The organism is Agaribacter marinus, from assembly GCF_030160655.1.
Lineage (GTDB): Bacteria > Pseudomonadota > Gammaproteobacteria > Enterobacterales > Alteromonadaceae > Glaciecola > Glaciecola marina.
This window is the reverse complement of record NZ_BSOT01000005.1, coordinates 1,296,121-1,310,568: the sequence shown is the minus strand read 5'-3', so window position 1 is coordinate 1,310,568 and position 14,448 is coordinate 1,296,121. Positions and strand designations below refer to the sequence as shown.

Annotated in this window: 14 protein-coding genes; 10 read left to right on the top strand and 4 right to left on the bottom strand. The window is 40.8% G+C overall.

Features of this window, described 5'->3' with window-relative positions:
* Positions 1-44: 44 nt before the first annotated feature.
* Positions 45-653: a GntR family transcriptional regulator gene (locus QQK00_RS07320; RefSeq protein WP_284216824.1), complete on the bottom strand. Its 609-nt coding sequence runs from the start codon at positions 651-653 to the stop codon at positions 45-47.
* A 197-nt stretch (positions 654-850) separates the two neighbouring features.
* Between QQK00_RS07320 and QQK00_RS07315 the strand changes: the two genes are divergently transcribed.
* The 4 genes from QQK00_RS07315 to aldA are packed head-to-tail and all read left to right on the top strand — an operon-like array spanning position 851 to position 5,240.
* Positions 851-1,984, top strand: a complete 1,134-nt coding sequence (locus tag QQK00_RS07315) for a mandelate racemase/muconate lactonizing enzyme family protein (protein ID WP_284217578.1) — start codon at positions 851-853, stop codon at positions 1,982-1,984.
* Positions 1,985-1,993: 9 nt separating this feature from the next.
* Complete coding sequence (locus QQK00_RS07310) at positions 1,994-3,025, top strand: zinc-dependent alcohol dehydrogenase (protein ID WP_284216823.1); 1,032 nt, start codon at positions 1,994-1,996, stop codon at positions 3,023-3,025.
* Positions 3,022-3,789 carry an SDR family NAD(P)-dependent oxidoreductase gene (locus QQK00_RS07305; RefSeq protein ID WP_284216822.1) on the top strand — a complete coding sequence of 256 codons (768 nt, stop codon included), beginning with the start codon at positions 3,022-3,024 and terminating at the stop codon, positions 3,787-3,789. Before QQK00_RS07310 ends, QQK00_RS07305 begins: the two co-directional genes overlap by 4 nt.
* 2 nt (positions 3,790-3,791) lie before the next feature.
* Complete coding sequence (gene aldA, locus QQK00_RS07300; protein ID WP_284216821.1) at positions 3,792-5,240, top strand: aldehyde dehydrogenase; 1,449 nt, start codon at positions 3,792-3,794, stop codon at positions 5,238-5,240.
* A 102-nt stretch (positions 5,241-5,342) separates the two neighbouring features.
* Here the strand turns inward: aldA and QQK00_RS07295 are convergent, their stop codons facing one another.
* Entirely contained in the window at positions 5,343-6,191 is an 849-nt protein-coding gene (locus QQK00_RS07295; RefSeq protein WP_284216820.1) for a substrate-binding periplasmic protein, read from the bottom strand.
* Between the two features lie 238 nt (positions 6,192-6,429).
* On the bottom strand, positions 6,430-7,188 hold the full coding sequence (locus QQK00_RS07290; RefSeq protein WP_284216819.1) for a phytanoyl-CoA dioxygenase family protein: 759 nt from the start codon (positions 7,186-7,188) through the stop codon (positions 6,430-6,432).
* 146 nt (positions 7,189-7,334) lie between these two features.
* On the opposite strand from QQK00_RS07290, the gene QQK00_RS07285 reads away from it, so the two are divergent.
* On the top strand, positions 7,335-8,087 hold the full coding sequence (locus QQK00_RS07285) for an IclR family transcriptional regulator (protein ID WP_284216818.1): 753 nt from the start codon (positions 7,335-7,337) through the stop codon (positions 8,085-8,087).
* A gap of 62 nt (positions 8,088-8,149) precedes the next feature.
* Here the strand turns inward: QQK00_RS07285 and QQK00_RS07280 are convergent, their stop codons facing one another.
* Positions 8,150-9,010 (bottom strand): sugar phosphate isomerase/epimerase family protein, encoded by an 861-nt coding sequence (locus tag QQK00_RS07280; RefSeq protein ID WP_284216817.1) that lies wholly within the window; start codon positions 9,008-9,010, stop codon positions 8,150-8,152.
* A gap of 367 nt (positions 9,011-9,377) precedes the next feature.
* On the opposite strand from QQK00_RS07280, the gene QQK00_RS07275 reads away from it, so the two are divergent.
* The 5 genes from QQK00_RS07275 to QQK00_RS07255 all read left to right on the top strand — a co-directional run bounded on the left by QQK00_RS07275 (position 9,378) and on the right by QQK00_RS07255 (position 14,436).
* Complete coding sequence (locus QQK00_RS07275) at positions 9,378-10,322, top strand: sugar kinase (RefSeq protein ID WP_284216816.1); 945 nt, start codon at positions 9,378-9,380, stop codon at positions 10,320-10,322.
* Between the two features lie 11 nt (positions 10,323-10,333).
* Positions 10,334-11,416, top strand: coding sequence for a glycoside hydrolase family 117 protein (locus tag QQK00_RS07270; RefSeq protein ID WP_284216815.1), 1,083 nt, complete (start codon positions 10,334-10,336; stop codon positions 11,414-11,416).
* Positions 11,417-11,659: 243 nt separating this feature from the next.
* Positions 11,660-12,832: a cytochrome P450 gene (locus QQK00_RS07265; RefSeq protein ID WP_284216813.1), complete on the top strand. Its 1,173-nt coding sequence runs from the start codon at positions 11,660-11,662 to the stop codon at positions 12,830-12,832.
* Positions 12,833-12,856: 24 nt separating this feature from the next.
* Positions 12,857-13,165: a 2Fe-2S iron-sulfur cluster-binding protein gene (locus QQK00_RS07260; RefSeq protein ID WP_284216812.1), complete on the top strand. Its 309-nt coding sequence runs from the start codon at positions 12,857-12,859 to the stop codon at positions 13,163-13,165.
* A gap of 17 nt (positions 13,166-13,182) precedes the next feature.
* Positions 13,183-14,436, top strand: coding sequence for an NAD(P)/FAD-dependent oxidoreductase (locus tag QQK00_RS07255; protein ID WP_284216811.1), 1,254 nt, complete (start codon positions 13,183-13,185; stop codon positions 14,434-14,436).
* Positions 14,437-14,448 lie beyond the last annotated feature (12 nt).

Sequence of the window (14,448 nt, the reverse complement as noted above, 5' to 3'; positions counted from 1 at the left end):
AGAATTGAGTGCGAATCATCGCACTTAATTCTGTGGGATTTAGCTTATTTTATGTTACGCCTAATAGCATTAATTGCGGCTTTTGTATCATCAATTTTAAGTGCGTTAACAATATCGCGGTGTTCTTCGACAAGTTTTATTGATGTGGTGATTCGCTTATAGTTCATACGCATACGTATGACGATCGGATACCAAATGTTGACAAGATCTTCACCGCCAGCAAGCTCAACTAAATACTGATGAAACGCAATATCCGTTTTAGTTAACTCCGTATAGCGTCCGCCTTCGAAGTGATCATGCATTTCTTCGATAATGTCTTCGAGCTGCCTAAAGTGGTCGATGGTTAAACGGCCTTCGAGTTGTTTAACAGCAAATTCCTCGATTTTTCGACGAATGCCAATACTTAGCTTTTGAACATCAGGATTTAATGGACTGCTGACAGAGGAGCCAACATTGTTGCGACTAACAAGCAGCCCTTCTTTTGTTAACTTTAGTAACACGTCCCGTATAGGACCGCGAGATGTACCAAATCGCTCAGCTAGCTGTTGTTCGTTAAGTTTTGTGTTTGGTTTTAACTCGCCGGAAATAATGTCTGAACGTAGTACGTCAGCAATTTGTTCCCTTACGGATAGTATCTTTTGTGGCTGTGACATCTTTGTCTCTTATTCTTAATATCGGTATTGGTTTTCTAGTTCGTTACATAGTTACGTATATTACGAAGATGTAAAAATTATAAAGTATTGTTAACAAATTGTATGCAATATTCACCATTTGTTCAACTATAAAAGTTGGCATTTAATTGTTAACAATGTACACTATGGGGATGGTAAATTTTATGGGTTCAAACAATATGTCTGTTGTTGCAACCAAGAGTATCACAAACGCTGGTACATTCAACATTCGTGCTGGGGAAGTTGGCTTATACAAGATTCCATTAAAGGAAGTATTAAGCGATGCTATGCACGGTGATCACACGCATTTTGATGTGATTGTATGTAAGTTATATACAGAAGACGGTTATGAAGGTGTCGGATATACTTATACCGGCGGTAAAGGTGGCGAAGCAATCGTCAGCTTAATTGAGAAAGAGTTAATCCCTTACGTTCAGGGTAAAGATTCTCGTCGCGTTGAAGCGCATTGGCATAAAATGAATGAAGTGCTTCATTATGTTGGGCGAGGCGGCATATTAAGTTTTGCCATCTCCGCTGTCGATATTGCACTTTGGGATATCCGTTGTAAGCGTCTCAATCAGCCTCTTTGGCAAGTTGCGGGCGGTCATAGTAATTCTACTCGGTGCTACGCAGGTGGCATTGACCTTAATTTTAGTAAAGAAAAATTACTTTCAAACATACAAGGCTACCTTGATCGCGGTTTTAAATCCGTGAAGATAAAAGTTGGGCAGCCGAATATGCAGGACGACATCGATCGGATTCGTGCAGTCAGAGAGCTGATTGGTAACGACATCAGTTTTATGATCGATGCAAACTATTCACTAACAGTGCCGCAAGCAATTAAACTTGGACGAGCTGTAGAAGACGTGAATATCGATTGGTTTGAAGAACCGACTAATCCCGATGACTTGTATGGATACAAGCAGATTAGTGAAAAACAGAATATCCCACTATCAATGGGTGAAAATTTACACACAGTTTATGAATTTAATCATGCAGTTAGGCATGCCGGACTGAGTTATTTACAACCGGATGCTTCAAATATTGGTGGTATTACCGGTTGGTTAAAAGTTGCAAATTTGGCGTATGTGAATAATATGCCCATTTGTACGCATGGTATGCATGAGTTACATGTGTCCTTGATGGCTTCTCAACCTAACGCTGGCAACATGGAAGTACATTCATTTCCTATAGATGAATATACGACTAGCCCGTTGCAACTTGTCGATGGACGAGCTGTTGCGCCCGATCTCCCGGGGATTGGCGTTGAGTTTGACGAATCTCTCCTTAAACCACATTACGTTAAGTTATAAGAGTCATTTATGTTAGCAGCAGAATACATTGGTAATAAATCATTTAGTCTTCGTGAAGGAAGCTCTCAAGCACCCGAAACCGGAGAAGTAAGACTTTCAGTTAGTTATGTTGGTATTTGTGGCACAGACATGCATATCTATCACGGTGCAATGGACCAGCGCGTTGGTCCGCCTAGTGTCATTGGACACGAGATGTCAGGTGTTGTAGCTGAACTTGGTGACGGCGTTACTGATTTTAAAATCGGTGACCGTGTCGTTGTTCGTCCACTTGATTGGTGTGGCGAGTGTCATGCATGTAAAGCAGGCAACACACACGTATGTCAAAACCTTAAATTTATGGGTATTGACACGCCTGGAGCTTTCCAATCTTCATGGACAGTAAAATCAAGAACGCTTCATAAGTTACCTGAAAACGTAAATCAACAACAAGGAGCACTAGTTGAGCCTTTAGCTGTTGCTTGCCATGATATTAACCGTGCGAAAGTGAAAGCAGGTGAAAATGTTGTCGTACTTGGTGGTGGCCCAATTGGCCAGTTAGTGGCGTTAGTCGCTAAAGCGATCGGTGCAGAAGTGCTTGTTTCTGAAGTAAATGCTCAACGTCGAGAGTTTGCTGAAAAATATGGTTTGAAAACAGTCGATCCGATGCAAGAAGACATTGTTGAAGTGGTTAATGAATGGACAGACGGAAAAGGCGCAGAGGCTGTCTTTGAAGTGTCTGGTGTTCAACCAGCTGTTGACGTTATGGGCGAAATTGCAGCAGTTCGTGGACGTATTTGTATGGTGGCAATCCATACGCAGAAACCACAAGTAGATTTATTTAAGTTTTTCTGGAAGGAGCTTGAATTAGTAGGCGCACGTGTATACGAAGCGCAGGATTTTGAAATGGCGATTGAATTACTTGCTGATAGCAAGATTGATATTAGCGCATTTGTTACATCTGTAACGGCACTTGATAGTATTCAAGACGCGTTTGGTGGCCTAGATGGAAACCCATCAGGTATGAAAGCATTAGTTAATTGTGAGGTTAAGGCAGAAATATGAGTAACGGCATGTTTGATTTAACGGGCAAAGTTGCTCTAGTTACTGGTTGTTCACGTGGCATTGGTTTGGCAATGGCAGAAGGTTTAGCAGAAGCTGGCGCTGACGTTATTGGCGTATCTGCATCACTACCGGCTTCAGGGTCTGAAGTAGAGAAACGTGTCACTGCACTAGGCAAAAAATTCACAGCATATAAATGTGATTTTTCTAATCGAGAAGATGTTAAAGCGTTGGCAGATACACTTAATGCTGAGCACCCAGTCATTGATATCATGGTGAATAACGCAGGTAACATTTTACGTGCACCTGCCACTGAGCACCCAGATGAATACTGGGATAAAATAATCGAAATTAACTTGAATTCTCAGTTCATCCTTAGCCGTGAAATAGGTAAAGGTATGGTAGAAAGAAAATCAGGTAAAATTATCTTTACTGCTTCATTACTAACATTCCAAGGTGGTATTACCGTACCTGGTTATGCGGCGAGTAAAGGTGCAATTGGCCAGTTAACTAAAGCGCTTGCAAACGAATGGGCACCTCATGGTGTAAACGTGAATGCGATTGCGCCTGGATATATTGCGACAGACAACACTGAAGCACTTAGAGATGACCAAGAGCGTGCGACATCAATACTCGCCCGTATTCCTCAAGGTCGTTGGGGTGAAGCTGAAGACTTTAAAGGACCAACGGTGTTCTTGTCGTCTAAGGCATCAGATTATATGAACGGCGCTGTTGTATTGGTCGACGGCGGATGGATGGGAAGATAACCATGGAATTAATTAGCAATCAAAATTTTATCAATGGCGAATACGTAAGTTCTAGTTCGTCTGAGACAATTGATGTTTTGTCACCTTCTACGGGTAAACTTGTTGCTGTTATCCCAAAGGGAACAAAAGAAGACGCTGAGTTAGCGCTTGAAACCGCCAATGCTGCACAGCCGGCGTGGGCGCAAAAGACCGCTAGAGAGCGCGCGAACATTTTGCGTAAATTTGCCAACTTAATTCGTGAAAATAGAACGTTTTTATCCGAATTACTTGTCTCTGAACAAGGCAAATTAATCGGCGTAGCAGAAATGGAAGTTGATGTTACGGCGACCTTTATCGACTACGCATGTGACCATGCACTTCAGATCAAAGGCGATATTATGCCTTCTGATTTTGAAGACGAAAAAATCTTTATCCATAAAGTACCTCGTGGCGTTGTCGTGGCAATTACTGCTTGGAACTTTCCACTTGCGTTAGCCGGTCGTAAGATTGGCCCTGCCTTGATTACTGGTAATACGATTGTTATTAAGCCGACACAAGAAACTCCGTTAGCAACGGTTGCTCTTGGTCAACTAGCGATTGAAGCTGGTATTCCTGCTGGCGTGATGAACGTAATTAACGGTACTGGATCTGTTGTTGGCCAAACGCTTTGCGAAAGTCCAATTACTAAGCTTATCACAATGACAGGTAGTACTCGTGCCGGACAAATTATCTATCAAGCAGCGGGTAAGCACTTAACACCTGTGATGCTTGAGTTGGGTGGAAAAGCACCGCTTATCGTGATGGAAGACGCTGACCTAGATAAAGCAGTACAAGATGCTATTGATGCGCGTTTTGCTAACTGTGGCCAAGTATGTACCTGTGCTGAGCGTATTTATGTGCATGCTGATGTGTATGACAAGTTTACTGCGGCATACATTGAAAAAGCCAAAGCAATCGTTGTTGGCGACCCGATGAACCCTGCGTCACAAATGGGACCTAAGGTTAACAAATCTGAAATTGCTAATATCAAAGCTATCCTTGCAAAGTCGGTTGAAGAAGGCGCTAAGGTTGCACTAGGTGGCGAAGAAATTAGCGTTGATGGTTTTGAAGGTGGAAACTGGTTTGCACCGACTGTTGTAACGGATGTCCAACAAGACAATCACTTGGTTCATGAAGAAACATTTGGACCTATCGTTCCGATTATTAAAATCAACAGTATTGATGAAGCTATTGCATACACTAATGACTCTGAGTACGGCTTGTCAGCTTACTTATATACAGAGAACATGAAGTATGTGCACCAGTCAATCAAGCATATGGAAGTGGGTGAAGTATATGTTAACCGTGGTATCGGTGAGCAACATCAAGGCTTCCACAATGGTTGGAAAATGAGTGGTATGGGTGGCGAAGATGGTCACTACGGTCTAGAACAGTATCTTGAAAAGAAAACTGTTTATTGGAAAGAATTTTAAGACCCCCTGTGTACTGAGCGAAAGTTCAGGATACAACAGCCGGTGTAGGGTAACCTACACCGGTTTTTTTTGTAGCAAATTTTCCTGTTGAACGCCAAGTGATTAGTTGGTGTTTATGTTCATTTTTGGCAAATTAAGGCATGCTTGTAAGTCGGGGTTTGTCGACAACAAATCTGATGAGACTTGCTGTAAGTATTTTCGCTTGATGCGGTTAACGGTACCGTTTTTCTTGAGTGTATTTAGACGATGTTGAAGACGGCGCGCTAGAGAGCTAGGAATAGCCTTGTTTAAGGCCAAAAAATTGCCTTTTATCACGTTATCTTCAATTAACCATACCGGCTGGATATCTGATGCGGAAATTTCTTTCCCTGCTAATTGATAACTCAAAACGCTACTCGAGCCCAATATGAAATCGACTCGCCCCCTTGCTAACGCGTTAACTTCACCATAAATCTGAGGGTACAGAATAATGTTTTTATCGGGTGTAAAACCTAAATTTAGCAAGACTTGATCGTAAGACATGTCTTTTGAACGACCAATGGTGTAAGTCGCCAAATCAGACTTATTGGCTATCTTTATATCATCCCTTGACGTTAGTTTAAAAATGCAAGCTTTCCCCGAAACTAAGGGGCCAATCCAATGAAAAAATGGCTCTCTACCCGCCCGTTTAGCAGTAGATACGATACCGCTATTGACATTGTATTTCGCTTTCCTATAGGAACGATTCCACGGGTTTAGATCAAAAGTACAATTTATGTTCTCTTGCCTACAAATTTCTATTGAAATATCGGCGTTAATTCCACCTATGTCACCATTTGAAAGCATATAATTATAAGGAGGGAATTCTTCCGTATATAATGTTAGTTTCTGCTGAGCAGCAATCGGTTGTGAAGCAATAAGTAAAATTGATAGAAGACAACAGATACAAATCACTCTAACAAAAAAAGTCACCTACTACACTTCCTCAAATTATCAAGGTTACGGATACATCTTAGGATGTCTAATTCTCACAATAAAGCACATCTAATACTAAAGTATATTTTAAATGAGATTCATACAAGCTAAATTTATCGTTTTGATGAATTGAGGTGCGAATAGTGTTTTCTTAATACTCTCGTTTTTTTACCTATTTCACCTGAGTGCAATAGGTAAAAAAACGAGAAAGCACAATTGAGCTAAAAGATTATTTTTATTCTGTATACGCAAGTATTGCTTCGTCAGAAACTGTTTCAAGCGGTCTATAAATAAGGGAGTTTTCTTTGTAGGGCTTGTTGCTCTCTGCACAGTACGCACTGATCATCGCCCATCTTGGGTTTTCAGAACGATTCTGATTTGACTTATGCAACAGGTTGCAATGGAAGAACAAGGTATCACCGGGCTTTAGCTCTACTTTAACAAGCTCGTGGTACTTCAAAGCTTCTTCCACAGAACGTAAATCTGCCCCTTTTTGATCACCGGTTTTTGAGTGGTCGATTCGGCCAATATGATGAGAGCCTTTTAACACCTCTAAGCAACCATTTTCTTCCGTAGCTTCATTTATTGCAATCATGACACTCAATAATTTTGGATAAAGGTGGAAGTTGTCGTAACACCAATAACCGTAGTCCTGATGCCATTCCCAAGCCCCCCCGACAAGAGGTTCTTTCATCATGATTTTAGTTGTCGTGTGAAATACTGGTTCATCTAATAGCAATTCGGCGGATTTCGCCATACGTTCGCCACGAGGGAAAAGGCTATATAGGTCGTCACCTAAATCTTGCCACAAACTTACTTTACTAACTGTGCCAGAGGCATCTTTTTTATCCCAAGCATTTTTATATAAACTGTCGTCAGAAAATGCTTTTTCCTGTAGCTTAGCCACTTCTTCATCTGAATAGAAACCACGCGCGATTACATAGCCATTTCCATGAAATTCGGCAATTTGCTCATTTGTTAATAAATTAGCCATCGAAATTTACCTTATAAAGAATGTTATTTAACAAATAGGTTGTCAATATATCACAATATTTGAATATGAAAATAGTATTCATTTATAAAAATATTGACTTTGTTCTTAAATAACTCATTATTAACGCGATTTTTTTGGGAGTAAGCATGGCTGATAAGTATTCAGTGCCTGCCGTTGATAAAGCGTTTGAAATTTTAGAGTTTCTGTCTGAACAAAACAATGCGCTAACTAAAGCGGAGATTGCAACTGGCATTAATCGCAACATCAACGAAATATATAGAGTCTTGATTAATTTAGAATCAAAAGGTTATTTAATACAAGACCCTAGTTCGTCTCGGTATAAGATGTCTCTGAAGCTTTTTACGTTAACGCGTCGCGTTAACCCAATGGCGCAGATATCACAGACTGCCTTACCTGTGATGGAAGAATTTGCATTCGATTATGGTGTTTCTTGCCATCTATTCACGTTGTATAAGAGTAAAGCAATGATGACTTTACAAGCTTCTAGCAATAGTGAGGTGTCGATGCAAATTATGGAAGGAACGCTTTTTGATTTGTCGGCATCTGGCGCAGGTAAGTTACTACTTGCGAATAGCAACCCTGAAGTGCAGCGAATGTTGATTGAACGCGACGACGTACTTAACAATGATTCAACTGACAGCGTTGATATCATCACCAATGAGGTGGTACTGCTCAGGCAGACAAAATTCTGTAAACATGTGAGCAGTAATTTGCCTGGGCTAATTGAATTGTCTAGCTTAATTGGTCAAAGTGACGGCAAAATAATCGCAGCGTTGTCAGTCATGGTATTGGGATTGACTGATGAAAAGGAGCAAGCGATAAAAGCGGCACTGACTGAATGTACTCGTAAAATTTCTTCCGAGCTCAGTCTATTGTAGTCCTTATACCCACACCCCATCTATTTTTATACCGTTTTTAGTGCATTTACTTACTTTAAACGTTATTCATAACCTGTCTTGATCAAATGCTTTATGTACATGTTGGCTTCCCATTGGTCGCACAATGGGCGCTGCGTATGCGGCTCTAAAGGCATGTAAGGTGCCGGGCCGAATTCGGTAGTAATCGGAAAGCTTGTGTCACCTCGCGCTTTTGCATTGTCGAATATTTTGAACCACCAAGAAAGAAAACGCTCAACCGTTGCTTCAAATTCTGGGGCAGTTGGATCTGACACTTGTGGGCCTTCAGAAAATCCTACACGCGAATGTATGTGATGCATGTTTTTGAACATTGCATCTAGGCGTTTGTCTTGATCTTCAAGTAAGGTGCCAGCAACGCAACACCAATGACTTAAATCGCCATTAAGGCGCAAATTAGGGCGTGCTTTTAGGTATTGTTCGGTCACATGGCTAGCAAAACTAAACCGACCGCGGTGAGTTTCGTGATAGATTTTGACGCCGGTTTCTTTACTGACAGCTTCACACACATCTATGATTGATAGGTTGTCTTCAAATGTAAAGAAATCTCGTCCAGTTTGACTATTAATAAATTCTGGTTGCGTAGACGCGAGGAGCTCCAATCTAGTGCGTATCTCCTGTTTGTATTGAGATATGTCAGAGCAAACAGTTTCATAATGCTGCGCAATATATTTTAAGCCGGCTGCCTTAATTTTACTGATTGTCTCTAAATGAGATGCTTCTAATGTTAAACCCATATGAAATGGAATTTCTATACCGTCAAAGCCACCATCAATCGCTTTTTGGATAAATGTATCAAAATCAAGATTATCAAAGCCCCACAGCGGCGTATAAAACTCTAGTTTCACGTCTATCCCATTCAATTTTTGATTTGCAGTTAATTTCAAATAAATGGCTACTTATTTGAACGGCGAAGAAGTATAGTGCAATATGTGTAAATTGTTAACAAAAACTTATTGACATGTTGACCATTTTTATACAAATTAGCGGGCGAATTTGTAGAGTCACTGTTCGTTTTAGTTATGATTGTGAATTTTCAACCTAATGGGTAAGCCTGACGTAGAGTAAAAATTTTGTCTATTTCAGAGTGTTTTCTTATAACAATTGGAATCACACAAACAGCATAATTGTAGTATGATTATTGAAATTTGTAAGATTTGAAATACTTGCTCTTACTCGGGTAGCGTTATCGTTAGTAACCTAAGTATATCAAGACTTTCGTTATTCGTTATTAATTAGGACATATAAAGATATATGCAAGCGTTAGATTTACTCGTAATAGGGGAACCATTAGGCGAACTCCAGTGGGCCGATAAACATCATATTAATGTTAAGTTTGCTGGTGACGTGTTTAATACTGCCATTTATGCAAAACGACTTTTCTCTGAGTTAAATGTAGGGCTGTTTACTGCGATTGGTACTGACCGTTTTAGTGAAAACCTCAGCGAACTTCTACGTGAAGAATGCGTAAATGCTGACTGTGTTAAGGTACTAGAGAACGCAACTCTCGGTTTATATGGTATTGAATTGTCTGATACAGGTGAGCGTAGTTTCACATATTGGCGTAACAGCGCAGCAGCAAAACGCATGGTTGAAGTTCACGAAGACACGTTTGCAGCCTTGATACAACAGCCACCTAAGTATTGTTTATTTTCAGGTATTACACTTGCAATCTTAGATAATACCAGCCGAGAAAAGTTGTTAGCGGTTTTATCCGAATTATCAAACAAAGGGACGAAAGTCGCATTTGATCCAAATTACCGTCCAATTCTTTGGGAAAGCCAGTCTGTAGCGAAATGGTGGATGGAAAAAGCATTTACTGTCGCTAACATTTTGTTGCCTGGGGTTGACGAACTTGAGCTTCTGTTTGATATCAACGGTGTAGAGACTTGCAATGACTTGTTGTCCAAATTTGATATTGAGGAAGTCGTATATAAAGCAGATGATGATGGTAACTTTATATACGTAAATAACGAACAGATACTACACAAACCATTTGTGCCAGCTGCGAAACAGATCGATAGCACCGCAGCCGGCGATTCTTTTGCAGGTGCATATTTAGGCTCCAAGCTAGTTGGCGCTGATTACGATGCGGCACTGCACAATGCTCGTGAAACTGCGGGCACTGTCGTTCAACACCAAGGTGCAATTATCGCCCATGATATTTGTGCTTACTTAAAAAATAATGCGTTAAAATAGGTATTCAGGTAATGAGTAATAGTGAAAAACCGTTGAGTTTAGCTTCAAAAAGAGCAATTGAAAGAGGTTACGATTCTACTAATTCTGATTGGATGATTGAGTTTGATGTTTCTCCTCTAAAAGGCGATTTTGCGTTTGAAGAAGGTGTTATTCGCAGAGACCCATCATCTGTTATATCAGTCGATGGTAAGTATCATGTTTACTACACTAAAGGTGAGGGCGAAACATTTGGTTTTGGCGGTAAAATTACTGATAAAGTTTTTCCATGGGATTTAACCGAAGTATGGCATGCAACGTCTGATGACGGCGAAACTTGGAAAGAAGAAGGCCCTGCCGTCAAACCTGGTGAAGCTGGTCGTTTTGATGACCGCGCGGTTTTTACACCTGAGGTGTTGGCACACGAAGGTAAATATTACTTACTATATCAAACAGTTCAAACACCATACGTAAACCGTCAGTATGAAGAAGTTGCTATTGCATGGGCTGATTCACCTTATGGTCCTTGGAATAAATCTGACGCACCTATATTAAGCCCTAGCCGTGATGGTGAATGGGACGGTGATGTGGATAGTCGGTTTGCCGTCAAGAGCAAAGGTAGCTTCGATAGCCACAAAGTGCACGATCCATGCTTGCTTGTTGTAAAAGGCAAGTTCTTCTTGTATTACAAAGGGGAAACAATGGGTGAAGAAATGAACTTTGGTGGTCGTGAAATCAAGCATGGTGTTGCGATTGCTGACAACCCGCTCGGGCCCTATACTAAATCACCACTGAATCCAATTTCTAATAGTGGCCATGAAGTCGTCGTATGGAACTTTGAAGGTGGTGTTGCTAGTTTATTAACTACCGATGGCCCTGAAAAGAATACTGTTCAATTTGCGGAAGATGGCCTTAACTTTGATATCAAAGCACATATCAAAGGTGCACCAGAGGCAATTGGTTTGTTCAGAGACCCGGAAGCTGAAACGTCTCAAAGACCAGGCTTATCTTGGGGCTTGTGCCACAAATATGACGCATCTTGGAACTGGAACTTTATTTGTAAATATAAAATCCGTCGTCAAATCTTAGATTCAGGTACCTATCAAAACAGTAACTAAGGGTGTAATACCCTTTAGTAAGCAAAAAACTTATTTTGAAACTCAATAGTTTACGGCTATTGAGTTTTTTTATGTGTATCTTTTGGGATGTGCTTTCAGTGCGATTTGTTGATTTTTTTGTATATAATCATTAAGAAATGACATGAAAATACCATTTATGGGCAATATTTGTGTATTTTTAATGTTAAATTACTATTAGCATCTCACATTAAATTAACAATCTATAATGTGCAGAGATTTCAGATGACTTTAAAAACGACTTCAGTAAGCGATTTTCCAGATGCTTTTGCAGATAAACGTGCAGAAACTGGCGTCGGTTATATGGACGACCAACAAGACCCGGTTGACATGTTATTGCGTCTTAAAGACGTGCGTAAAGCGGCGCACAGTGCCGCAACATTTCAGTCAGGGGCTGCACCAGGTCGAATCGTCATCCCTTCAGAAGTCGCTATTCGAGATACGCGACAAATACCTTTTGAAGTCGATCCTCCAGAGCACAAAAGTTATCGTGATTTACTCAATCCATGGTTTAAACGTCCACTTGATGAAAGTTACCAGCAAAAGCTTCAAGCGATTATTGATGACATCATTGATAGTGCATTGAAAACGGATAGCTTGGATGTCGTCTCAGAATTTGCGCTGCCTTTACAGTCAAAAGCACTTACGCTGTTGCTAAATACGTCGATGGATAAGGCGCAAACTTGGATAGATTGGGGGACTCACGTATTCCGCAGTGATGATAGTGATTTGGATGGTGACAAAGCAAATATTTTGTATGACTACATTGATGCTGAAATTGACAAAGCAATGGTGTCACCAGGTGAAGACTTATATTCGGTGCTGCTAGCATCAGAAGTTGATGGTAAGAAAATGACGAAGGAAGAAGTGAAAGGCGTCATGATCTTAACCTTTGCGGGTGGCAGAGATACTGTAATTAATGCGATTACTAACTCAATTGCTTATTTCTCTGAAAACGCTAGTGATTTACAACGACTTCATGATGAGCCTGAGATCGTGAATCGAGCCGTTGAAGAACTTATTCGCTATTTTGCGCCACTCACACAAATGGGGCGAGTAGCGACACAAGATACAGTGGTTTGTGAGCATGCTGTAAAAGCAGATTCACGTATCTCATTGTGCTGGGCATCAGCGAACAGAGATGAGAAAACATTTGAAGAGCCAAATAAAGTAGATTTTGACAGAAAGGTTAATCCCCATGTGAGTTTTGGTTTTAGTACGCACAATTGCTTGGGAGCAACGCATGCGCGCCAAATATTACGTCAATTAGTAGTATCTTTAGCTGATAAAGTTGGTCAATTGGATACAATCGATGCAGATGAAAACGTAGAGCGCCTTGGCGAATTTTCTCGCAAGGTAGGTTTTAATCGTTTGCAAGCACGTTTTACCGCAAAGTAACGCTTAATATTAGGAATATCAAAGATGGCAAAAGTAATTTTTATCACGCAAGCAAATGAATCCGTAGAAGTTGAAGGTGATAGCGGATCGTTAATGGAACTAGCCGTTCAAAATGGTGTTTATGGCATTGATGGCGATTGTGGTGGTGTATGCTCGTGTGCAACTTGTCACATTCATCTTAGCCCCGAAGATTTTGACAAAGTGGGGGCGCCTGCTGAAACCGAAAGTGACATGCTAGAGCTTGATGACAATGCGACTGAATACAGCCGACTATGTTGCCAAATCCCGGTATCCGACGAAATCGACGGTATGACCTTTACGGTTGCCGGTTAACAAAGCGAGGCACTTAAATGCAAGGTACTGAATCAGGTGTAGAGACACTTTCGATGAACGCAGTAGTTATTGGTGCAAGTCATGCCGGAGTTAACTTTGCTTTCAATCTTCGTCAACAAGGCTGGCAAGGTACAATCACGGTAGTCGATAGTGACCCTGAATTGCCTTACCACCGTCCGCCACTATCTAAAAAGACATTACAGACGACCGAATGCGTACCTACACCACTCAAAGCTGAGAAAGCGTATGCTGACAGCAATATTCAATTACGTTTAGGTCAAACTGTTGACGACATTGATAGGGAAAACAAGCAAATTAAATTGGCGGCAGGCGACATAATTGGATTCGACAAACTAGTCATTGCTACAGGTTGCTCGCCTTTTATTCCACCTATTCCGGGTTTACTTAGTCAAAGTAAATACTTTGCAATGCGTACCTACGCTGACGTAAAAGCGATTCAGTCTGCGCTGAGCCAAAGTAGTGATAAAGATGTCGTGATTATTGGTGGTGGCTATATTGGTTTGGAATCGGCCGCTTCATTTAAGTCCCTTGGTGCCAACGTTACCGTCATTGAAAAGCAAGAAAAAATTCTCTCTCGAGTAACGTCACCAGTGATGTCTGAATTTTTGTCGACGCTTCATATCAATAAAGGAATATCTCTTGAAACCACTAAAGATGTCGTTGGGGTCAAGCAACGTGGGAATAAACAAGTTGTTGTATGTGGTGACGGAACAGAATATCTCGCTGATTTCATTCTAGTGGGAGTGGGGGTTCGTTTAAATACACAACTAGCCATAAATGCAGGATTGATTGTGGAAGAGGGCATTAAAGTGAATGGTGTTTGCCAAACCTCTGACCCCGATATTTTTGCGATTGGCGATTGTACCAAGCATTTCAGTACCGTTTACGATCGTTGGATTAGATTAGAATCGGTACAGAATGCTGTGGACCAAGCCAAAGGCGCTGCACAGTATTTAACTAAAGGTGTGACGCCTGCACCCGTCGTGCCATGGTTTTGGTCTGATCAATATGAATATAAGCTACAAATTGTTGGATTGTCCCAAGGATATGATGATTTAGTTGTACGTAATGAGGATGAAGGGCAGTTTTCAGTATGGTATTTCCAAGGCGAACGTTTATTGTGCGTAGAAGCCGTTAACCATACAAAGTCTTACGTATTAGGTACACAAATAATCAAAAAAGATTTACGTGTGAATAAGCAGTTGATTGCTGATACGAGTACTCCCTTATCAAAAGAGCTATTGGTTTAAGTATATAACCCG